The organism is Streptomyces mirabilis (genome assembly GCF_018310535.1).
In the GTDB taxonomy this organism is placed as follows: Bacteria; Actinomycetota; Actinomycetes; order Streptomycetales; family Streptomycetaceae; genus Streptomyces.
Map to the genome: position 1 here is coordinate 8,801,012 of NZ_CP074102.1, position 21,015 is coordinate 8,822,026.

Here is a 21,015-nt window from a genome sequence, read left to right on the forward strand (position 1 = left end):
CTGATGCGTCGGCCGGGCAGTATGTGCCCAGCCATTGCCTGCTCGTGAGGGGTCATCATGCACGCCAGCTACCGTGCCGCGTCATCCGTGCTGTTCGCCGCGGTGTTCCTGGCGGGCTGCTCACCGGCCGCAACGGGCGGATCTGCCGCGTCCCCGGCCGGAACTGCGGCCACGGGGCCGTCGGGTACGGACGCGCGCGGCGGCCCGCAGGGGGCGATCGCGGTCGGGGCCGGCCCGCAGACCACCTACACCGTCCAGAAGCAGCCCCCGGCGGGGAGTTGCCACTTCCGGTACGAGAAGGGGGAACCGCTGGAGGACCCGGCGTGCACGCCGGGCGCGATCTCCCCGGCGGTCACGCAGGCGAATCTGAAGTCCACGATCTGCCGCAAGGGCGGCTACACCTCCGGCATCCGGCCGTCCACCTCCGTCACCGGCAAGGAGAAGATGCTGAACGCGGCCTCGTACGGCTACAAGGGCCCCATGGGCGATGCCGAGTACGACCACCTCATCAGCCTGCAGCTCGGCGGCGACCCCAACGATCCCCGCAACCTGTGGGTCGAGCCGCCGGACCCCGGCCACAAGAAGGGCGGCGGGGTCAACAACCGCAAGGACCCGGTGGAGACGAAACTCCACACCGCGGTCTGCGCCGGGAAGGTCTCCCTGACGGCCGCGCAGAAGGCCATCGTCACCGACTGGACCACGGCCCTCAGCACCCTCGGGCTCGGCTGAGGGCAATCCCACCAGCCGCCACGTACGGCGTCGGCACATCACCGCGCCGTGCGAGCACCCGCCTGCCCTGCGGTGACCAGGGCGCGCCACCGCTGGCGGTGACCGGTTCGCCGTCAGTCCACCGCGCGGCCGACGCCGACTCGAGGGGGAGAAGGTGCATCAAGGGGCCCGCCGACGCACCGCTGATGATGGGCGAGAAGGCGTACCTCGTGGATTCGTAGCTGCGCCCTGACGGCCCGCGCCGGTGATCAGCGCTGAAAGCCCCGGCTGGACGGGGGAGACCAGCCGGGGCCGTGGGTGGTGCCTGCGGAGGGCGGTCGCCTCTCGGCGAAAGGCTCCATGGGGCTTCAGCCGGACGATCGTCCCCATGGGCTATAGGTGAGGCCCGGGGACACTGTCCATACCTTCCTTCGTGGGTCTGAACTGATCGTTCGTAGGATCGGTGGGCCCAGGAACCCTGGGTATGGCTGTCACTGTCGTGCCGTTGTCGTGGCTGGAGGGGAATGGCCGCCCGGGGTTCCGCGACGACTCGGCCGCTCATTGGGACGCGCGAACTGAATCGCTTCGTATGGACTCGTCGGCGAGGTCGTCTGCTGGGCCAACCGGAGTACGACGTCGGAGGTGGCAGTGCCTGAACTCTGGGCTGGTATGGACGCGGGTAAAGCCGAGCATCACTGCACGGTGATCGACAAGGACGCCATTATCGTCCTTTCGCGCCGCGTGCCCAACAGCGAAGCCGAGCTCCTGGAACTCCTCGGCGACGTCCTGGATCTGGCTCATGGCCAGCCGGTGACGTGGGCGGTGGACCTGAACGCGGGCGGGGCCGCGCTGTGGATCGCTCTGCTGGTCAACCACGAGCAGAAGTTGTTCTACCTTCCCGGCCGCAGCATCCACTACGCGTCTGACGCCTACCGAGGCAGCGGGAAAACGGATGCGAAAGACGCCTTCGTCATCGCCGACCAGGCGAGGATGCGCCGCGACCTGCAGCCCCTGCAAGGGACGAGCGAACTCGCAGTCGACCTGAAGATCCTCACCGCCCGCCGCATGGACCTGGCAGTGGACCGCACGAGGGCGATCAATCGGCTTCGGGCCCAGATTTTGGAGTACTTTCCCGCTCTGGAGCGGGCCTTCGACTACAGCACCTCGAAGACCGCGCTGATCCTGCTGACGAAGTACCAGACCCCCGCCGACCTGCGGCGGATCGGCCGGGCACGTCTGGCGACCTGGTTGAAGAACCACGGGGTCCGCACCATCAACGTCGCCAGGAACGGCGCGGATGCGGCGGTGACCGCGGCCGAGGCCCAGTTCACCTCCGTGCCCGGCGAGAAGACCGCGGCCAAGATGGTCCACACTCTGGCCAGGGAGGTGATGGTCCTCGACGAGGAGATTGCGCAGATCAATGCCCTGATCGAGCAACGGTTTCGGGAACATCCCGACGCAGCGGTGATCACCAGCATGCCCGGAATTGGCGACACACTCGGCGCGGAGTTCATCGCAGCGACCGGCGGCGACATGGCTGTCTTCGGCAGCCCGGACCGGCTTGCCGGTGTTGCTGGGCTGGCCCCCGTCCCGCGCGACTCGGGAAAAGTCTCCGGCAACCTCCGCAGACCTCGACGTTTCAGCCGGCGCCTTCAGCGCGTGTTCTACATCTCGGCCCAGGTTGCGGCCACGCACTGTCCCGAGTCCCAGCGGTTCTACAGGCGGAAACGCGCGGAAGGGAAGTCCCACAAGCAGGCCATCATCGCGCTCGCTCGACGCCGCCTCAACGTGCTCTGGGTATTCATACGCGACCACCGCACCTTCGAACTGGCCACGCCCCCACCTGCCGGCTCACCCGCGTAAAGCGCTCGCGAGAGGTTAACGCCCCGGCTTGACAAGGTAATTGGGATTCCCCTCCGCAGCCACATGTAGATGAACGGTGAACTTCCCCTGCTTGTTCCGGTGTTGCCGCTGCGGGCTCCCGCAGGTGTCATCGCAGTGAGCCCAGGTGCTCGCGCCGCGCGGTGACCAGGGCTCGCCAGCGGCTGCGGGTGGCTGGTTCGCCGTCGATCCACTGTGCTGGCGAGGGGTCATCGAGGGGCAGGCCGGCCATGAAGTGGGCGATGTCGACGAAGTAGGCGTGATCTTCGTCGGACGTCTGTTCTCGTAGCCGGGTGAGGGTGGCGTTCAGTGCGATGTGGTCGTCGAGGACGGCGTGGTGGAAGGCGCCGGCCAGCTCGATCGCGGGTGTCAGCGAGGCGAGGCCCGCGATATCGAGTTCGGTGCGCAGCGTGGCGATCTGGTCGTCGACGCTGTCGCTGCCGGCATCGCGGATGAGTTCGGCCCGGCGGACGTTGATGGTGGTGGCGCGCAGGTTGAGGCCGGCCAGGAGCTGGTGGGCGAGGTCGATTTCCGCGTTGGCCTGGTCGGGGGCGTAGAGGGCGATGGCAAATGCCCGCAGGGCCTGATTGTGGGCGGCCTCGCCGGCCTTGCCGTGCTGTTCGGCTTCGGTGCGTCCGGCGAGGTAGGCCGCGGCGGCACGTGCGGGTTGGCCTTGGAGCCAGTACAGGTCGCCCATCACGCGTTGGTGGCGGCCTTCCCAGCCGAGATTCTGGGCGGCGGCGAGGGCGGTGGGGAAGTCGCCGGTCAGGCGTGCGGCGTGGGCCAGGCCGCGGCGGGCGGCCGGAGCGAGGCGGCCGCCCTGGTCGGCGACCTGTTGGTAGTCGCGGCGGGATTGGGCGGCTCGGCCGGTGTCACGCAGGGACTTGGCCCGGTAGTAGAGCGCCATCTCCTGCAGGTCGGCGGGCAGCAGTTCGGCGTCGAGGACGGCGGTGAGTCGGCTGGCGGTGCGAGCACGGTGTTCGTGCTGGCGGCGGGTGAGGGTGCTGAGGAGTTCCACGAGGGCGTCGGTGCACGTACCGGGCGCCGGGGCGCCGGCGGCGGGTGGGGTGATCGGCTCCCAGACGGAATCGCCGACGTAGGTCCATGCGGCGTCGGTGAGCCAGTCGAGGTCGAGGTTGTAGTCCCGGGCGAGCGGCAGTCCCTGCTGCAGGCAGCCCACCAGCAGCAGGCGGTCCGGCGCTTCGCTGGCGCTCCACTGCTCGCCCAGCGCGCTGAACGCCCGCTCGGCTGCGGCGCGCCAGTCCCCGTCGGACCAGCGGTCGTCTGTCTGGTCGTCGGCGTTGCGGATAGTGGAGCGGATCAGGGCGTGCAGGTGGAACGGCCACTGCCCGAAGGGGCTTTCGCGGATGAACGGGCGCTCGGTCAGCCGCTGTGCGGGTGCCTCGTGCGTCAGGCCCGCGGCCCGGGTCGCCAGGGCCAGGTCGAAGGCGTCCAGGAGGCTGACCGAGCGCAGAACGTGCCGCTCGTCTGTGGTGAGGTCGGTCAGGGTGCGGGTGATCAGGGCCGGGAAGTCGTGGGCGAAGTCGGAAGGCCGGGGGGTGCGGCCGGTGCGGCGGATCTCCAGGAACCGCATGACGGCCAGGTCGAGGTAGAGGGGCAGGCCGTGCGATCGGGAGGTGATGACCTGGCGGATGTGGTCGCCGATGACCGGTTGTCCGTCGCGGGAGAGGCGGCGGGCGAGGTAGTCGTCGCAGTCCTCGGGCGAGAAGTCACCAACCAGGATCTGCCGTCCGTGGCTGGCGGTGCCCGGTGTGGTGCGGGCGGAGGGGAGGGCTGGGGCGGCAAGTCCCGGCCAGGCCGCCGGCCCGGTGTAGTCGAGCTGGCCCTGCAGGGCGGGGTCGGCCCACTGCAGACGGGAGCGGCCGGTGATGACGAAGAGCGCGTTGGGCATGAGCCACACCACGCGCTGCAGGAGGCGCTCCAGATCGCGGTGGGTGCGGTCGCCGATGTCCTCGAATGTGTCGAACAGGACGACCGGCGTGACGCGCTTGCCCGTAGGGAGGCGGGCGAGCTCCCACGCCAGCAGGTGCGGGTAGTAGGAGAGCGTGTCCAGGTCGGGTTCGGCCTCCAGAAGGTCGGCCAGGCGCGTGCAGGCGGCGAGCGCGCGGACGGTCTGCCGCCGCTCGCGCAGGGCGCGCACCAGCGCACCGGTGGCCTGGCCGACGACCGAGCCGACGGTGCCGGGCAGCAGCAGCGTCTGAGCGACGTCGGCGAGTGCGGACTGCATCTGCTGGGGCAGCGCCTGGCGCGCACTTGGAGGCGAGGCCGCCGCGGCGCATGTACTCCTCCAGCGGCTCGCCGGGATGGTTCGCGTCCCAGTAGCGGCGCAGCGCCAGGTCGAAGGCGGGCAGCGGACGGCCGATCCCGGCGACGGCGGCCCGGATCGTCAGGACGATCTGCTCGAAGTCGGTGCCGGCGGAGCGGGCGAGGTCGATCCGTACGGGCAGGATCCGGCCGGTCTGCCAGGTGGGTTCGCCCCATTGCGCGGGCCGGCGCCCGGCGTCGGCGAGGGTCGCCTCCAGCTTCCTGGACAGGGTGGTCTTGCCGATGCCGCCCACCCCGTGGAAGACGAGCACGTTGTGGCGGGGCGCTTCGAGGTCCTCGACATTGAAGCCGGGGGCGCTGGTGCGCCGCAAGTGCTCGGTGAGCGCGGCCGCGACCAGCTCCCACTGCGCCTGCCGGTTCGTGAACGCCTCGTCAGCCCGCACGCTGCGGTCGTTCGTACTGAACAGGTCCCTGAGATCCCGGCCCGCCACATCCACCCCCGAAAAATGATCACCAGCAGGGTCAACCTATGCCCGCCCTAAGGGATTTGGGGAGACCGCTCTGCTGCCATGGCCCGGCCGGACGACGGATTCAAGCCTGCCCGCACCTCGGAGCGCCATGGCGGCACCGAACCGGGAGCCACGCCGGACTCGCTCAGGACCGGACGGGGCGCGCTGGGTCAGGGCCCGGGGACTCGCCGTGTATGTCTTCGGCGTGATCGAAAAGGGCTCGGGAGAGATGGTGGCTGCGACCATCCGTACCGTCTTCGCGCAGACCACCGGCGAGGCAGTGCGCACCCAGCTGAACGTGGTGGCCGACATGCTCGGACGGCAATTCCCGCAGGTCAAGAGCATGCTGCTGGACGCCGCAGTCGACATCACCGCGTTCGCTGACTTCCCGTCGGCGCACTGGAAGAAGATCTGGTCCACCAACCCGCTGGAACGCCTGAACCGGGAGGTCAAACGCCGGGCCGACGTCGTCCAGGTCTTCCCCAACCCTGCCGCTCTGGAACGGCTGGCCGCTGCGGTCCTGGCCGAACTCCACGACGAATGGCAGGTCCTCGACCGCCGCTACCTCTCCGAAGCCTCCATGGCCGAACTCCTCACGACGCAACCCGTCGCGGACGACCACCAGCTTCCTCCACAGCAGAAACCGCACCAGCTCGGCCAGTGACTACACCACTCGGCGGGACATCATCGACAAGGCGGTTCAACCCCGCCTGCCAGTTGGCTCGGCGAGGGCAGGGTCGATGCCGATCAGCGCCGCGCCGGTGGCAGGCCGTCCCCGGTTCCGGTGGGTCGGCGCGGGCTCTCCATGAGCCGCTCCGCGTGAATCGTTCCGCCGAGCAAACGTCACTGAGCCGTGCGCCGTTCAGCGGACAGGCCGTGAAGCTGCCAGTCGCGAGGCGCTATGCCATAAGCGGCACGGAAAACACGGCTGAAATGGCTGGGGCTCACGAAACCCCAGCGTCGGGCGACGGTCGCCACCCCGAGTCCCAGAGCCGGGGACCGTAGAAGATCCCGACGGCACCGCTCCAGTCGCTGCATCCGGATCCACTCCCCGACGGTGGTTCCCTCCGACTGGAACAACTTGTGCAGGTAGCGCACCGAAATGAAGTGAGCGGCGGCGATCGCGGTGGGTGACAGGTCCGTGTCGGAGAGGTTTTGCAAGATGTGGTCCTTCACTCGCACCATCATGGCTGCGGCAGTTTCAGGAGCCTGAGGCCTGAAGCGGCCGCGCCGCTCGTTGATGAACAGTGCCAGCAGGTCGAGCCCGGTGGCGACGAACTGACGGCCGACGAAGTCGTCGAAGCCCGCTGCTTCGCGCGCCATGCGCGCGAAATAGGTCGCCACCAGTGCGGCACTTCCGGCACGACCCGAGAACGCTCTCGCAGTCAACGCCTGCAGGTCCTCGTCCCGCACGCGAAGCTCCTTTCGAGGGAAAAGAAAGGAGGTGAAGCAGAACTCGCCCTCCACTTTCTTTCTGAACACGCGAGACGCATCAGAAATGGAGAAATCTCCCGGCTCTATCAGGCACTCTCTCCCATCCTGCTCCTTGACGGCGCCGCCTCTGCGCTGAAGCGTGAGGATGAGGAATTCCTCCCCGTCCCGGGCTATCAGGCGCTTGCTGCGCGTCACCTCTTGAGACCCGGCCTGGACGTCCGACACCTGTGTGGCACCCAATTGGTGGGTGACGATTCTTCCCGGCGACGGATCTTCCTCCAGTATATTGACATCGAGCGGTACGAACGTCTGGGACACCGCTTCATGCCAGCGCTCCATCCGGTCGGCTGCCGACAGCGCCGCGGTGGAAAGGACGACGGACATCTGGCCCCCTTGACATCCTGATCGACAGGCGGTTCGGATCCGGTCACCGGACAGCCCGATCACCGAAGACCCGGTGTGCCTTCCAGAACACCGTGGCAGCCGGCCTGGGCCGGCACATCGCGTGAATCCGCTAGATCAGGGGTGCTGGACTGAGATGCCCCTCATTTGATGGCTCCGCTGGTGGCACCGGCGACAACGTAGCGCTGAGCGACGACGAGCAGTACGGCGGCGGGGACGGACGCCATGACCGTGGTGGCCATGATGGCGTTCCACTGGTTCGTGTGGGCACCGATGTACTGGTAGATGCCCAGGGTGATCGGCCGTACGGTCTGCGTGGTGGTCAGCGTGAGGGCGAAGAGGAAGTTGAGGCTGATCCCCGGGAGTGGACACCGGGTTTCATGCGACGAGCGACAGCGTACGTGACGTGATCAGTTGTTGTTCGAACTCGGCTGGTGTGAGGTAGCCGAGCGCGGAGTGGCGGCGGCGCAGGTTGTAGTACGACATCCAGCGGAAGAGCTCGAGCCGGGTGTGGGCCTTCGAGGTCCAGCGGTATCCATGGAACAGCTCGCGCTTGAGACCCTGGAAGAACGACTCGGCCAGGGCGTTGGCATTCACTGTCGAATGCGCTCGTTCCCCGCGTTGACGATGGACGTGTGCGGTTGATCCATCCGTTCCATCCCCGGTGCGGTGAGGCTTTCGAGTTCCTTGAGCGGCTCAACTCATGGCGCGGAGATGTGGTGTTGGTCCTCGACGGACAGGGCCGCAAGTGCTCGTTCCCACTGGAATGGACCGACGTGGCGCCGGTGGACGCGTTCGTCGCGGCGGCCCGTGGCGGTTGTGCGTATCGGACCCGGGATCTGGTCGAGTTGGCGGATCTGGTGGCCGGGCTGCTGTCTGGCGGCCGGAACGGTGTCGGGGAGATGACGCCGTGATCGTCGTGGGATTGAGGCCGCTGTCGGGGGCGCTTGCAGGTGCCGCTGGGGGCGTGCGGAGGCTCGGGATGGTCCGTGACCTGCTTCTTCCGCTTCTCTGCTCGGCCTTCGCGCTCTTGGCCTCGGTGGTGGGCGGTCTGATTCTGGGGACATCGGGATCGACGGGGAGGCGCGATGAGCCGGCCGGCAGGCAAGAAGGCGGCACTGAAGGAGTTCCGGGCGCTCAATCCGCGGCCCGAAGCCGTGATCGACGATGACTTCGCCGCTTGTCCGTTCCTGGACCCGGACGATGTGGTGCAGGTCAAGTACGAGATGGTGCGGCGGGTGAGGGTGGACAAGGTGCCCGTGGCCCAAGCCGCTGCGGCTTTCGGGTTCTGCCGGCAGACCTTCTATGTGATCGCCGCCGCGCTGGACGCGGGCGGGCCGGCCGCGCTGGTGCCGGGCAAGCCCGGCCCGAAGGGACCGCGCAAGCTCACCGAGGAGGTCATGGGGTTCATCGAAAAACTCCGGTCCGGCGACGCCTCGTTGCGGTCGGCCCAGCTGGCGGAAGCGGTCTTGGAACGGTTCGGGATCACAGTTCATCCGCGGTCGGTGGAGAAAGCCCTGGCCAGGCGGCGCGAACCGCGCACTGCGGAGGAGGCCCATTACTGGCGAGGCGGCGGTCGAGGTGGGTGGGGCCGAGGTGGCTGGAAGGTATGAGGACCTGCGGGCCGCGGTCCTCGGCGGTGTCGATGGGGGATCCCGGCATGGCTGGGCGGTGCTGGCCCGTTCCGGCATGGCCGCCTGGATCAAGGCAGTCGTCCGGATCCCCGTTCGATTGCCGGCCGTTCGGCACGAGCCGTCGGCGCCGGTCGCGGTGGCGGGCGAGTTGGTGGAGGTGCTGGCCCGCATGGCATGGACGGCGGCCGGGGGCTGCCGCAGCGGATGACCACAGCGCCGCGGCGAGGAGGGTGCGGTGAGTATCGAGCAGACCGGGAAGGTCACGGTGGATCATCTGCGGCGGGACGCGTATTTGTATGTGCGCCAGTCCTCGCTCAAGCAGGTGGTCAACAACAGCGAGTCCACCCAGCGGCAGTACGCGCTTCGCGGCCGGGCCGTCGCGCTGGGCTGGACCGACTCCCAGATCATCGTGATCGACTCCGATCAGGGCCGTTCAGGGTCCTCGACGGCGGGCCGGGACGGCTTCCAGCACCTGGTCGCCGAGGTCTCCATGGGCCATGCCGGGATCGTCCTGGGACTCGAGGTGTCCCGCCTGGCCCGCAACAACACCGACGGGCACCGGCTGCTGGAGATCTGTGCACTGTCCGGGACGCTGATCCTGGACGAGGACGGACTATACGATCCGCTGAGCAATAGTCCCCGAGTTCCGTGTTCGTCCGCAGCTCCCTGGCGCGACTGAGAGTGCCTGGACCTGGGCCCGTTACCTCGTTCGGGTGACTGTCGGCCGTTCTGACCCAACCTCGTCCGTAGTGCGCAACTCTCATCCCTGTCGGGATTCCTTCAGTCTGGGTGAAGTCGTGGAGGCGTGGGTTGGCTCTGGCCTTAGTACGCGATCTGCGCGAGTACCGGGCGCCGGTGAGCGAGGAGGAGCTCGCCGAGTTCGAGACCGATGTGCTGTCGGGGTTCGTGCTCGCGCGGGCATCGGCCGGTCTGGTTGACAGCACCATTCGCAACGACACCAACCATCTGGAGCTGATCCGAGACTGGTTCGGCCGTCCGCGGTGGGAGATGGAGCCGGCCGACGCCGACGTCTATTTCGGCAAGGTGCTCCGCGACGCCAAACCCTCGACCCGGACCGGTCGGGCGGGTGCGTTGGCGGTGTTCTTTCAGTTCCTTGAGCTGCGGCACAAGGTCGAGCTGCACAACCTCACCGGCCGTGTGGTCGAGTGCCCGCTGGATGAGATGAACCGGCCGCGGGCCTCGGTGGAGCCGCAACTGCGGATCCCGCCCAGCGAAGCGGAGATCGAGGCGCTGTTCGCGGGGTGGCGCGAGGAGCTGGTGACGTGACGCAAGTTCGGTCCGGCTGCCCGCAACTACGCGGTGGCCCGGCTGGCGGCGGACGTGGGACTGCGGATCAACGAGGCACGGATGCTCGACCTGGACGACGTCCGGTGGGAGCTGGGCCGGTTCGGCAAGCTCAACGTCCGGCATGGCAAGGGCTCCCGAAGGCGTGGGCCGAAGCCGCGGCTGGTGCCGTTGATCAACGGCGCCGACCGCAACCTGCGGTGGTTCATCGAGGACGTGTGGGGCCACTTCGACGCCGACCACACCCGGCCCGGTGCCCCGCTGTTCCCCTCCGAGCGCAAGAACCGGGACGGCTCCTGCTCGCGGGCGACCGCCGACGTCTTCCGCCGGCCGCTGGCCGATGCCGCCGCCCAGCACCTGCCCACCTGGGCCGGGAAGCTCACTCCGCACGTGCTGCGCCACTTCTGCGCCTCCCAGCTCTATTTCGCCGGCATGACCTTGTTCGCCATCCAGGAACTACTCGGACATACCTGGACCGGCACCACGGCCCGGTATATCCACGTCCACGGCGCCCATGTCGAAGACGCCTGGGTCGCCGGACAGCAGCGCGCCACCGACCGATGGAAAGGACTGGCCCAGTGAAGTGGAACCTTCGCCTGACGGCTGCCAACCGCGGCATCTGGAAGGCCAGCGAACTCCAGCGGATGCTCGCCGAACGCGACGTGGTGATCAGCGCGGGGAAGATGTCGGGCCTGTGGTCCGGCCAGCCGAACACCGTCAAGCTCGACGAGCTGGACGTCATCTGCGCCGTGCTCGGATGCGGAGTCGAGGAACTGCTGCTGCCCGAGCCGGAGCGGGTGCCAGAGCCGGTGCCGGCGACCGACTCGCAGGCCACGGCGGTGGGCCAGCCGCGCGCCGTCGCCCCGCGTCCTCGCACCGGCAGGTCTCTGCCACCGCGATGACCTGCGTGCACTGTGGCAAGCCGCTGCCCGAAGGGTCTCGGCGAGACCGGGCGTACTGTGACAACAAGTGCCGGGGCCTGGGCTCCTACTACCGGCGCAAGGCGGGCGTCCCACCCCCGCCGCGCTGGCAGCATCCCGCCTTGACCTCGGACAACCCCGCGCTGCGGTCGGCTGCGGCCCACGCCAAGCAGCTCGGCGAGACCAACGGATGGTCGCCGTCGCTCGTGCGGTGCGCGATGGACGGCCTGACGGCGGTGCTGGAGGGCCGTCCGCCTGGCAGGCCCGTGAAGCTCACCGAAGTCCGTGCGCGAATACCGCGACACGCTTCCAGTCATCGGGTTGCCGAGGTCCTCACCGACCTGGAACTTCTGGAAGATGACAGCGCGTTGGCGATCCGCTCCTGGATCGACGACCGCACCGGCGAACTGCCCGTCGGCTTCGCCGGCGACGTCCGCGCCTGGAGGAAGGGTGCTGGTCCTGCTCGACGGCGACAGTCGTGCCAAGCCCCGGTCCCGCACCTGCCTCTACGTCTACTTCGGCTGCGTTCGCCCCCTGCTGGAGAACTGGACGGCGACCCGTGGGCACCTGCGCGAGATCACCGTCACCGACGTCACGGCCGTGCTGTCACCCCTGCGTGGATGACAGCGTCGCAACGCGATCGCCGCACTACGCTCGCTGTTTCGCTTCGCCAAGAAGCGCGGCCTGATCTTCGCCAACCCCACCACCCGCCTGAAGGCCGAGGACATCCCGCGCAACCTGCTGCCGATGACCGACGCCGAGGTCCTCGCCGTCGAGCGGATCGCCGCCACCCCGGCGCAACGGCTGATCGTCGCCCTGGCCGCCGTCCACGCCGCCCGCGCTGCGGCCATCCGACGTCTCACCTTGGACGACCTCGACCTTCCCAACCGCCGGATCACCATCGCCGGACACGCCCAGCGGCTTGGCGAACTGTCTCATCAGACCCTGCTGGCCTGGCTCGCCCAGCGTCGCGTCACCTGGCCGAAGACTCCCAACCGGCACGTATTGATCAACGCGAAGACGGCCCTGGGAACCGGGCCAGTCAGTGCCGAATACCTCAAGCGGCACCTGCTGCACCAGGGTGTCTACCTCGAACGCATCCGCGGCGACCGGGTACTGCACGAAGCACTGACCGTCGGCGCCGACCCGTTGCACCTCGCCCTGGTCTTCAACCTGTCCCACACCGCCGCGAGCCGCTACGCGACCATCGCCCAAAACCTGCTCGACGACCAGACGGGAGTCCGCCGAGATGCGGTCGGAAGGGAGAGCGGGCGCTCTTGACGGTGCCCGTAAGGGGATCTCCGACCGAACGATGCTGGCGGAGCAGACAGAAAAGACCGGCACGGCTGCTGTCGAGGAAGTGCCGTTAAACCAGTGGCGTCCCCGTGGACGAGCCTCATAGCTTGTGCGCTCGTGACAGATGATCCGAAGTCGCGCCCGAATCGACATGACCTCGGTCGGGTGTTCAACGAGGTGCCGGAACTCTACGACCGGGTCCGGCCGGCATACCCCGACGAAATGTTCGCGGACCTTGTCACCGTCACCGGCATGGACGAAAGGTCGTCGGTGCTGGAGGTGGGCTGCGGTACCGGCCAGGCGACGCGCTCGCTGGCAACGCTCGGATGCTCAGTGACCGCCATCGAGCCGGGCGAAGAAATGGCCGCACTCGCTCGCCAGCGGATCGCCACCTTCGGCAACGTCGAAGTCGAGACGTCGATGTTTGAGGAGTGGGACGACCGCGGTCGACGCTTCGATGTCCTTGTGGCTGCGTCGTCGTGGCACTGGGTCGACCCGTCGATCGGCTGGCAGCGAGCGCACGACGTGCTCCATCCCGCAGGCTGGATGGCACTGCTCGGCAACGTCGTTGTCCGCCGAGTGGGAGAGCCGGAGGTGTACGCCGAGACCGCTGACCTCCACGAGCGGTTCTGCCCCGGGAACCCCGGCTGGGGTCATCCTCCCCTGGAGGACGACGTGCGCACCACCGACGAGGGCTGGGGCCTGGCCGACGATCCCGGCGGATTGTTCGGCCCAACGATCGTGCGCTGGTACCCGACCGTTCAGTGGTTCGACGGGGACGGCTTTGCCGATCACCTTCGCTCGTTGTCGCTGTACCGGAGGCTCGACCGCGACGTCCGTGAGCCCCTGCTCGACGCAATCGCCGAGCGCATCCGCACGCGGATGGGCGACCGAGCATCACGCCGTTACCTGAGCGTCCTTCGTGTCGGACAGCGCGCCGAGTGAGCCCAGTGGTGAAGGACCTGCCGATTCAGCGGCAACGGACCCACCGCACTTTCATGCCTGCCTGCCGAAGACGCCGTGGGTTCCCAGTGAAAGCACCTCAGTCACGCTGAACCCACGGCCGACATGGCCCCGGACTCCTATCTCTGGCCCCAGCCGCAAAGTAGCGGTCAGGGCTTCGCGGGCGCAGTGCCCTTGGGCTGCCGCGGCACGGTCTTCTCGCGGTCGAGGTGGCCGTAGCCCGTGGAGCGGGGCACGCCGAACAGGTCGGCGATCTGTTGGACGGTCTTTTCCCGGGCGTCGTAGAGCTGCTGGGCGAGCGCGGCCTGGTCCTCGGTGAGGCTGGGACGTCGGCCGCCTTTGCGGCCGCGGGCCCGTGCGGCGGCCAGGCCGTCCATCGTGTTGGCCACGATGAGCTCGCGCTGGAGCTCGGCGGGCACGGACAGCATTCCGAACATGGCCCGGCCCTCCACTGTGGAGGTGTCGATGCCCTGCTCGATCACGTGCAGTCCGATGCCGCGCTCGCGCAGGTTGGCGCCCAGGGTCACCAGGTGCGGGACGGAGCGGGAGAGTCGGTCGAGCCGGGTGATCTTCAGCGTGTCGCCGGGCCGCAGCAGCTGCAGCACGAGGTCGAGCTTCGGCCGGGATGCCTTCGCGCCACTCGCGGTGTCGACGTGGATATCGCCCCGCTCCACCCCGTGCTGCAGGAGCGCGTCGATCTGATGATCGGGATTCTGCGTAGGTCGGCGCCACTACCGCAGTTCCTCCGCTGTCCGTTCGGCTGCTTCCGCGAGCTTGGCGGCAAGATTCTTGAGGGCTGGTCGGAGTTCGTCGGGGTGGTGGATGGTGAAGGGCCACTCCAGGGAGGCGAGCATGTGTGCCATGCCGTCGAGGCGTTCTGCCCGGGCGTGCATCAGGACGCCAGCGGGCTGGGCGGTGAGCGTGACCGCGCTGTTCGGCAGCCTGCGGGCGATCTCGTCGAGGGGGCCGTGGATCATTACCTCGACCTGCCAGCAGTACGGCCCTTGAGCGAGGGTTGAGGTCAGGTGGGCGACGACGTCGAAGTCGTTGGGTGTGATGAAGGTCTGTGAGCGGGGGGTGACGGAGGCGATGCGGTCGATGCGGAAGGTCCGCAGGGCGGCGCGGAGATGGTCGTGGCCGACGAGATACCAGCGACCGGTGTGGAAGACCACGCCGTAGGGGTCGATGTCGCGCTCGGTCTGGTCCTGCCGCCAGGACTGGTACTTGATGCCGACAGTCGTTGTGGTGCGGGAGGCCTGGGCCAGGGCCAGCAGGACGCCGCTCCCGGGTGCCTGCGCGCTCACGGCGTTCGCAGTGAAGAACAGGGTCTCCCGCATGGCGGTGAGCGGCTCCCGCAGGGCGTTCGGAAGCACCCTCTCGATCTTGGCCCGGGCGCCCGCACCGGCCAGCACGGTCGTGCCCATCCCGAGGCGTTCGGCGGCGAGGAGTCCGAGGACGACGGCGAGGGCTTCGTCATTGGTGAGCACCAGGGGCGGCATTCGGTAGCCGCGCGCCAGTCGGTAGCCCCCGTAGCGGCCACGCTCGGCCTCCACGGGGATGCCCAGGTCACGCAGGTGGGCAATGTACCGGCGGACCGTGCGGACGTCGGTGTCCAGCCGGTCGGCCAGGTCCGGCCCGCTGAGCCCGGCGTTCGACTGGAGCAGTTCCAGCAGGGTCAGCACACGGGTCAGGGGATGCGACACGGATCACTCGACATTTCAGGGCTGATTCTGTCCTGTATCGACTTTACGCTCCCCGCAGCACTCACTTCAGGGAGATCACATGGCTACCTTCGTACTCGTTCCCGGCGCCTGGCTCGGCGCGTGGGCCTGGGAGGACACTGCCCGCGCGCTGCGGGAGCACGGTCACACGGTGCTGCCGCTGACACTGACCGGTCTGGCCGAGCGTGCAGAGGAGGGCGGGCCCCAGACGGACCTGGAGACGCACGTCGCGGACATCACCGACTTCGTCGAGAAGAATGATCTGCGCGAGGTCACCCTGGTGGCCCACAGCTATGCGGCCGCCCCCGTCACCGGGGCGGCCGGGCGCCTCGGCGACCGGCTGCAGCGGGTGGTCTACGTGGACAGCGCACCGTTCGCCGCGGGCATGTGCATGCTAGACCTCATGCCGCCGGAGGCAGCGGACCAGCTGGGCCAGCAGGTCGCGGCCCGTGGTGATGGCTGGCGGCTGCCGATGCCGTCGTTCGAGGTCGTGGGCCTGTCCAGCAGCCTCGACGGACTCGACCAGGTCCAACGGGACGTGCTGAGCGGGCGTGCCACTCCTCAGCCGTTCGGCACCTACACGCAGCGACTCGCCAACCATGCCGATCCCGGACTCGGCGTGGACCGTGTCCTGATCGCTTGCCGTGACTTCCAGGGTCTGCTGGATGCCGGGGTGCCAATGCTGGCCTTCCTCAACCACGCGCCGTGGCGGCGCTTCGACCTGCCCACCGGACATTGGCCGATGCTGTCGGCGCCCACCGAGCTCGCCGACATTCTCCACACGGCCGTCTCCTGACCGAGATGGACCCAACGAGGCACGATGACCATGCTCGACGACGAGCGAGTTCGTGAGCTGCGGGCCCGCACGCAGGCCTTGGCCGGCGGAGTTCGGGAAGCCTCCGCCGCTGCGGTCGTCCGCCAGGTCTTCGCCATCCAGGCCCAGGACGCCACGGCCGCCGACCGTAATGCGATGGAGCAGAGGGGTGACAGGGCGAAGGGGCGGGATGCCAACGCTGGCAGCCCTCCCCCTCATCACAGCTTCCGTCAGTTTACCGACCGTGAGTTGTGCTGTCCGTGATGTCGGGCTGGGGCTGTGACGTGGACGTCATGGGCTCGTTTACCGACCGGGACCGGGACGTCGTTCATGTTCCGGAGTCGGTGCGGAGGACGAGTGGTACGGCACGTCGTAGTCGGGGACTTGAGGGTCCAGCAAATCGAGCTGAAGGACGGGCGGCGGTCGTGGACGATCGTCTGGCCCGAGGGCACGGTTCACGAGGAGGCGGACCGGTTCCTGCGTCTCCATGATGGCTCGGGAACGCAGAGGACGTACGCGTACTACCTGGTAGACCACCTGCGGTGGCTGGAGCGAGAGTGCCTGACCTTCGAGACGGTCCAACTACGGGACCTGGAACGGTACATGGGCATCCTCGGTGCCGAGGTCCGCATGCCGCTCGGCGAACCGTGGCGGGTCGGCAAGCGCCCTTACGGCCGGTCCGCGCTGTCGACCGTGGCGGCCTGCCTGAAGGGCTTCTACCTGCACCAAGCCTCCCTCGGCGTCAACGTCGAGCTCGGCAAGAAGCTCGACAAGTCTCGGCTGCCGTCGCGGGCGGACCGGCGCCGCTCGTTCCTCGGGCACGTGAAGAACGCGCTGCCGACCAACCCGCTCGCGCCGAAGGGGCCGCACCGCCGGCACCCGAAGATGCTCCCGGACGGGGCGAGGGAGAGACTGCTGGAAACGGTTAACGCAGCCCGGGACCGGCTGGTGGTCACCTGGCTCGCCGACGGGGGCTTGAGGATCGGCGAGCTGTGCGGGCTGCACCTGGTCGACCTACACCTGCGGGAGAACGCGGCCTGCGGCGAGTGCCGCGCCCCTCACCTGCACGTCTGCCACCGGCCCGGAAACCCGAATCGGGCCGAGGCCAAGACCAAGCACCCCTGGCAGGTCGAGCGGGGCGCGGTGACCGGCGGGCTGATCAAACGGGTCAGCCCCGCGATGGTGCACACCTACTTCGAGTACCTCACCCGCGAGTACCCGCGTGGGGCCGGGCACGGCATGCTCCTGGTGCGGCTGCACGGCGCTGCCGCCGGGCAGCCGTGGGCGCCGGTCGGGGCCCGGCGGATGCTCGGCCGAGCCGGGAAGCGCGCTGGCCTGGGGCTGGTGAAACCCCATACCTTCCGGCATTCGTTTACTTCTGCGGTCCTCGATGCCGCGGACGGCAACCTGCTGATCGCCCGGGATGCCGGCGGCTGGGCCTCGGCCGCGATGGTCGACTAGTGTCCTGCGCCAGTAGTTGATCGTTAGTAGTTGCGTGACTTCTGCTGCTGGTGCGTCAGTTCCTCGTCGGGGCCCGAAGCTGGAACCGTTACTGCTGTCTGATGATGAGCGGGCGTTGTTGGAACGGTGGACGCGTCGGGCGACATCGGCCCAGGCCCTGGCCCTGCGCGCGCGGATCGTGCTGGCGTGCGCGGGCCCGGAGGTACCACCGATCGTCGCGGTCGCCCGGGATCTGCGGGTGACCGCGGACACCGTCCGCAAGTGGCGCCGACGCTTCCTCGCCGAGCGGCTGGACGGGCTGGCCGACGAGCCCCGGCCGGGCCGGCCGCCCACCATCAGCGTCGATCAGGTGGAAGCGGTCGTGGTCACCACGCTGGAACAGCTCCCGAAGAACGCCACCCACTGGTCACGGACATCGATGGCGCAACACAGTGGTCTGTCGAAGTCGACCGTGGGCCGGATCTGGCGGCAGTTCCAGCTCAAGCCGCATCTGACGGACACCTTCAAGCTGTCCACGGACCCGTTGTTCGTGGAGAAGGTCTACGACGTCGTCGGCCTGTACTTCAACCCGCCCGAAGGGGCGGTGGTGCTCTCGGTGGACGAGAAGTCGCAGATCCAGGCCCTGGACCGGTCCCAGCCGGTGCTGCCGATAATGCCGGGCATGCCCGAGCGGCGCACCCACGACTACGTCCGCAACGGCCTGACCACGCTCTTCGCCGCGTTCGATGTCGCCACGGGCGAGGTCATCACGGCCCTGCACCGCCGGCACCGGGCCGCGGAGTTCAAGAAGTTCCTGATCCGGATCGACAAGGAAGTACCCGCTCACCTGCAGGTCCACCTGATCGTGGACAACTACGGCACCCACAAGACACCGGCGATCAAGTCCTGGCTGGCCAAACACCCGCGGTTCGAACTGCACTTCACCCCGACCGGCTCGTCCTGGATCAACCAGGTCGAGCGGTGGTTCGGCTACCTGGCCCACCAGATGATCCGCCGCGGCGCACACAAGAACATCCAGGCCCTGGAAGCCGACATCCGGGCATGGGTCAAGGACTGGAACGAAGCCCCCAAGCCGTTCATCTGGACCAAGACAGCCGAAGAAATCCTCGACTCCCTCGCCCGCTTCTGCCGACGGATCTCCGGCGCAGGACACTAGGTCTACGGGCACGTCGACATCCAGGACCCCGCCTTCGACGCCGCCCTGCGCACGGTCTGGGGTGAGGCCAGGTGACGGCGCTGTCCCTACTGTCGCAGCATGATGCCGACACGCGACGGGACCGGCTGGAGGTGCTCACCGCACTCATTGGCGGGCCCGAGTTCGACCCGGTGCTGCGCGGCGGGGTGCTGAAGATCCCGCCGGCCCACCCGGTCTATCCGTGGAACTGCACCGTCCCGGACTGTACGCGGACCCGCTGGCGACGCTACGCGATGTGCTCGGTGCACGCCGATCAGTGGCAGGAGGCGGAGGCGCGGGGGATGAGCCGGTCTCATTTCCTGCGGACGGCGGAGCCGCTGTCGGTCGCTGAGGCGCCGGAGGAGATGACGTGCCAGATCTGCCCGCAGCGGTCGGCGTTCAGCCTGCAGCTGGTGCTGTGCTTCCGGCACCACAACAGGTGGCTGGGCCACGCCAAGCGGCACCCCGGCGGGGGCGAGGCGGAGTTCGAGCGGTGGCTGGCCGGCCAGCCGTCGCTGCCGGGCTATGGGGAGTGCCGCGCGGACGTGTGCGACGAACTGGCCGCTTCGCCGCTGGGGTTGTGCGGTGCGCACGAGCGTGGCTACATCCGGGTCGGGCGGCCGGGCGGGGCCCGGCTGCCGAAGAACTTCTTCGCCACCTATGAGCGGCACGATCGCCCTGTCCCGGTGACCTGCGAGGACGAAGTCGTCTTCCGTGCCTGGTGCCGCGCACAGCTGCCGGTGCACCGCACCGGGCAGGTCAACCTGCGCGGGCTGCGGCCCTTGCTGCGGGCGGAGTTGCAGTGGTGCATGTATGTCCACGGCCTGCAGCCCATCGCCGTGTGGCATCTGACGTGGGTGCAGTCGCTCGCGGACGAGTGCCAGCGCCGCGACGTGGCGTCCCTGGCCGGCCTGGACCCGTCCGCCTTCCGTCGCGCCTACCACCAGCGCATGGTCCAGGAGATGCAACAGGCCCTGCGGAAGATCTACTTCACCCCCTCCGACACCCGGGATGCCGGCTACATCGAGACCGAGCACTTCGGGGTGCGCTTCCCGGGCCGCTCCAGCTACGTCGACCTGACCTGCATCTCCCAGCGGTGGCTGCGCGACCTCTTGTGGGACCACATCGCCGGCGTGCTGCGCTCGCCCACCTGTCCGCGCAGCGCCCAGCCGGTGGACTTCGTGCGCCGCGCGGGCGCGGAGCTGTCCGCGTTCTTGGAGGCCGAGGCGCCGGGCGGCGGCCACGATCCAGCGGTGCTGCGCGGCGAGCACGTCCACCGCTTCGTCGCGGACCTGCGCAACCGCGAACGCCTCGGCCTGGCCTTCCGCGGCCAGGCCCGCCTGGACGGCAAAAGGTCGAAGGTCACCGAGAACTCGCGCCGGCTGGTGTTCAACTACGGCCGGTCCCTGCTGCGCGGCGCGCTGGACAGCGGCAGCGCCGAGCAGATCGGCCTGGACCGCGGCTTCATCGCTGCCATGCCGGTCGGCGGCCCGGGCACGCCCCGCAGCCGCAACCCCTTCCCCGACGAGGTCGCCCGCGCCCTGGCGGACGAGGTCAACCTGCAGCAGCTCGCCGACAGCTACGACCCGCACGACCGCGGCCTGCGGGATGTGTGGGAGACCATCATCGTCACCGGCCGGCGCGCCAGCGAGGTCATCCAGCTCCGACTGGACTGCGTCGGCCGCTACGGCGGGCTGCCCCTGCTCTGGCACGACCAGACCAAGGTCGGCAACCTGAACGCGGCCGTCCGCATCCCCGACCATCTCCTGGACCGGCTCGAAGAACGCCGCCAAAAGACCCTGACCCACTACGCCGACCGCCACGTCGGCCGCCCGCCCACTCCCGCCGAGCGCGCCCACCTGGCCCTGTTCCCCACCGACATCCTCAACCCCGACGGCCGCCGCGCGCTGTCCTACACCTGGTTCCACACCGGCCTCCGCAATTGGATCAACGACCTCGACCTCGGCGGTCACTACGTCGCCCACCAGGCCCGCCACACGCTGGCCACCCGGTTGCTGCGGCATGGCGCGACCCTGACCCACATCCGCCGCTACCTCGGCCAGCTCTCCGACCGCATGGCCGAGCATTACGTCCACCTGACCCAGTCGGACCTGGAGAACGTCCTTCAGCACGTGTGGGTCGCCGGCCCCGGCACCACCAACCCCGGCGAACTCCTCACCAGCAACACCACCCCGCTCACCCGCGAACAGGCCCAGGCCCTGGCCATCGACCTGTCCCGCCGCAGCACCCCCGCCGAAGGCGGGTTCTGCACCTTCCAGCCCGTTGTCGACGGCGGTGCCTGCCCCTGGAGCCTCGACTGCCACAACTGCGACAAGTTCGTCCTGTCCGGCGCCGATCTCCTCTACTGGCGACGCAAGCGCGAGTAGTGGCGGCTCCTGGCCGAGCGCGCTCCCGACGACGCCACCGCCGACTACCTCCACCGCCACTTCGAGCCCACCGCCCGCGCCATCGACGGCCTGGAGAAGGCCCTGGCCGGCCTCGGCCTC

The 21,015-nt window shown here is 68.8% G+C and carries 21 protein-coding genes and 5 pseudogenes; 19 read left to right on the forward strand and 7 right to left on the reverse strand.

Going from position 1 to position 21,015, the window contains the following annotated elements; all coding sequences use genetic code 11:
- Positions 1 to 57 precede the first annotated feature (57 nt).
- Entirely contained in the window at positions 58 to 729 is a 672-nt protein-coding gene (locus tag SMIR_RS39215) for a hypothetical protein (RefSeq protein ID WP_212728132.1), read from the forward strand.
- A gap of 621 nt (positions 730 to 1,350) precedes the next feature.
- Positions 1,351 to 2,571, forward strand: coding sequence for an IS110 family RNA-guided transposase (locus SMIR_RS39220; protein WP_212728133.1), 1,221 nt, complete (start codon positions 1,351 to 1,353; stop codon positions 2,569 to 2,571).
- 127 nt (positions 2,572 to 2,698) lie between these two features.
- Here SMIR_RS39220 and SMIR_RS39225 read toward each other — a convergent pair whose 3' ends face one another.
- The gene (locus SMIR_RS39225) at positions 2,699 to 4,837 is read right to left on the reverse strand and encodes an ATP/GTP-binding protein (protein ID WP_349636919.1); all 2,139 of its coding nucleotides are present in this window, start codon (positions 4,835 to 4,837) and stop codon (positions 2,699 to 2,701) included.
- A gap of 76 nt (positions 4,838 to 4,913) precedes the next feature.
- Here SMIR_RS39225 and SMIR_RS44695 point away from each other — a divergent pair, with 76 nt between their 5' ends.
- Positions 4,914 to 5,417, forward strand: a complete 504-nt coding sequence (locus SMIR_RS44695; protein ID WP_348774674.1) for a hypothetical protein — start codon at positions 4,914 to 4,916, stop codon at positions 5,415 to 5,417.
- A gap of 124 nt (positions 5,418 to 5,541) precedes the next feature.
- A pseudogene (locus SMIR_RS39230) lies at positions 5,542 to 6,048 on the forward strand (transposase); the annotation flags it as partial.
- Between the two features lie 179 nt (positions 6,049 to 6,227).
- On the opposite strand, the gene SMIR_RS39235 reads toward SMIR_RS39230, so the two are convergent.
- The 3 genes and pseudogenes from SMIR_RS39235 to SMIR_RS39245 all read right to left on the reverse strand — a co-directional run.
- The gene (locus SMIR_RS39235) at positions 6,228 to 7,202 is read right to left on the reverse strand and encodes a helix-turn-helix domain-containing protein (RefSeq protein WP_212728134.1); all 975 of its coding nucleotides are present in this window, start codon (positions 7,200 to 7,202) and stop codon (positions 6,228 to 6,230) included.
- 161 nt (positions 7,203 to 7,363) lie between these two features.
- Positions 7,364 to 7,567: pseudogene (locus SMIR_RS39240) on the reverse strand (carbohydrate ABC transporter permease); the annotation flags it as partial.
- 31 nt (positions 7,568 to 7,598) lie between these two features.
- A pseudogene (locus SMIR_RS39245) lies at positions 7,599 to 7,808 on the reverse strand (integrase core domain-containing protein); the annotation flags it as partial.
- Between the two features lie 47 nt (positions 7,809 to 7,855).
- On the opposite strand from SMIR_RS39245, the gene SMIR_RS39250 reads away from it, so the two are divergent.
- The 10 genes and pseudogenes from SMIR_RS39250 to SMIR_RS39290 all read left to right on the forward strand — a co-directional run bounded on the left by SMIR_RS39250 (position 7,856) and on the right by SMIR_RS39290 (position 13,320).
- Positions 7,856 to 8,134, forward strand: coding sequence for a DUF5372 family protein (locus SMIR_RS39250; protein WP_212728135.1), 279 nt, complete (start codon positions 7,856 to 7,858; stop codon positions 8,132 to 8,134).
- Positions 8,135 to 8,308: 174 nt separating this feature from the next.
- Positions 8,309 to 8,833 (forward strand): helix-turn-helix domain-containing protein, encoded by a 525-nt coding sequence (locus tag SMIR_RS39255; RefSeq protein ID WP_212728136.1) that lies wholly within the window; start codon positions 8,309 to 8,311, stop codon positions 8,831 to 8,833.
- On the forward strand, positions 8,817 to 9,062 hold the full coding sequence (locus SMIR_RS39260) for a hypothetical protein (protein ID WP_168488531.1): 246 nt from the start codon (positions 8,817 to 8,819) through the stop codon (positions 9,060 to 9,062). The genes SMIR_RS39255 and SMIR_RS39260 overlap by 17 nt, the downstream gene beginning before the upstream one ends.
- A gap of 27 nt (positions 9,063 to 9,089) precedes the next feature.
- A complete protein-coding gene (locus SMIR_RS39265) occupies positions 9,090 to 9,533 on the forward strand; it encodes a recombinase family protein (protein WP_248002751.1) in 444 nt (147 codons plus the stop codon).
- A 176-nt stretch (positions 9,534 to 9,709) separates the two neighbouring features.
- Complete coding sequence (locus SMIR_RS43985) at positions 9,710 to 10,141, forward strand: hypothetical protein (RefSeq protein ID WP_249938567.1); 432 nt, start codon at positions 9,710 to 9,712, stop codon at positions 10,139 to 10,141.
- 30 nt (positions 10,142 to 10,171) lie between these two features.
- Positions 10,172 to 10,741, forward strand: a pseudogene (locus SMIR_RS43990) (site-specific integrase); the annotation flags it as partial.
- Positions 10,738 to 11,061 carry a helix-turn-helix domain-containing protein gene (locus SMIR_RS39275; RefSeq protein WP_168488529.1) on the forward strand — a complete coding sequence of 108 codons (324 nt, stop codon included), beginning with the start codon at positions 10,738 to 10,740 and terminating at the stop codon, positions 11,059 to 11,061. The pseudogene SMIR_RS43990 and the gene SMIR_RS39275, both read left to right, overlap by 4 nt.
- A gap of 468 nt (positions 11,062 to 11,529) precedes the next feature.
- The gene (locus SMIR_RS39280) at positions 11,530 to 11,703 is read left to right on the forward strand and encodes a hypothetical protein (protein ID WP_212728137.1); all 174 of its coding nucleotides are present in this window, start codon (positions 11,530 to 11,532) and stop codon (positions 11,701 to 11,703) included.
- Between the two features lie 123 nt (positions 11,704 to 11,826).
- Positions 11,827 to 12,360, forward strand: coding sequence for a hypothetical protein (locus tag SMIR_RS39285; protein WP_212728138.1), 534 nt, complete (start codon positions 11,827 to 11,829; stop codon positions 12,358 to 12,360).
- Positions 12,361 to 12,492: 132 nt separating this feature from the next.
- Positions 12,493 to 13,320, forward strand: a complete 828-nt coding sequence (locus SMIR_RS39290; protein ID WP_249938568.1) for a class I SAM-dependent methyltransferase — start codon at positions 12,493 to 12,495, stop codon at positions 13,318 to 13,320.
- 167 nt (positions 13,321 to 13,487) lie between these two features.
- Here SMIR_RS39290 and SMIR_RS44700 read toward each other — a convergent pair whose 3' ends face one another.
- From SMIR_RS44700 to SMIR_RS39300, 3 genes and pseudogenes are all read right to left on the reverse strand, one after another.
- Positions 13,488 to 13,715, reverse strand: a complete 228-nt coding sequence (locus SMIR_RS44700; protein WP_348774810.1) for a helix-turn-helix domain-containing protein — start codon at positions 13,713 to 13,715, stop codon at positions 13,488 to 13,490.
- A pseudogene (locus SMIR_RS44705) lies at positions 13,692 to 14,042 on the reverse strand (recombinase family protein); the annotation flags it as partial. The pseudogene SMIR_RS44705 and the gene SMIR_RS44700, both read right to left, overlap by 24 nt.
- Before the next feature lie 27 nt (positions 14,043 to 14,069).
- On the reverse strand, positions 14,070 to 15,041 hold the full coding sequence (locus SMIR_RS39300) for a helix-turn-helix transcriptional regulator (protein ID WP_212728139.1): 972 nt from the start codon (positions 15,039 to 15,041) through the stop codon (positions 14,070 to 14,072).
- 79 nt (positions 15,042 to 15,120) lie between these two features.
- Here SMIR_RS39300 and SMIR_RS39305 point away from each other — a divergent pair, with 79 nt between their 5' ends.
- The 5 genes from SMIR_RS39305 to SMIR_RS39325 all read left to right on the forward strand — a co-directional run bounded on the left by SMIR_RS39305 (position 15,121) and on the right by SMIR_RS39325 (position 20,895).
- Positions 15,121 to 15,855, forward strand: a complete 735-nt coding sequence (locus tag SMIR_RS39305) for an alpha/beta fold hydrolase (protein WP_168488523.1) — start codon at positions 15,121 to 15,123, stop codon at positions 15,853 to 15,855.
- 24 nt (positions 15,856 to 15,879) lie between these two features.
- Positions 15,880 to 16,137: a hypothetical protein gene (locus SMIR_RS39310; RefSeq protein WP_211118548.1), complete on the forward strand. Its 258-nt coding sequence runs from the start codon at positions 15,880 to 15,882 to the stop codon at positions 16,135 to 16,137.
- A gap of 120 nt (positions 16,138 to 16,257) precedes the next feature.
- Positions 16,258 to 17,334: a tyrosine-type recombinase/integrase gene (locus SMIR_RS39315; RefSeq protein WP_248002746.1), complete on the forward strand. Its 1,077-nt coding sequence runs from the start codon at positions 16,258 to 16,260 to the stop codon at positions 17,332 to 17,334.
- A 34-nt stretch (positions 17,335 to 17,368) separates the two neighbouring features.
- Positions 17,369 to 18,490, forward strand: coding sequence for an IS630 family transposase (locus tag SMIR_RS39320; protein ID WP_422664493.1), 1,122 nt, complete (start codon positions 17,369 to 17,371; stop codon positions 18,488 to 18,490).
- Between the two features lie 71 nt (positions 18,491 to 18,561).
- On the forward strand, positions 18,562 to 20,895 hold the full coding sequence (locus SMIR_RS39325; RefSeq protein ID WP_248002745.1) for a tyrosine-type recombinase/integrase: 2,334 nt from the start codon (positions 18,562 to 18,564) through the stop codon (positions 20,893 to 20,895).
- The last annotated feature ends 120 nt before the right edge of the window (positions 20,896 to 21,015 follow it).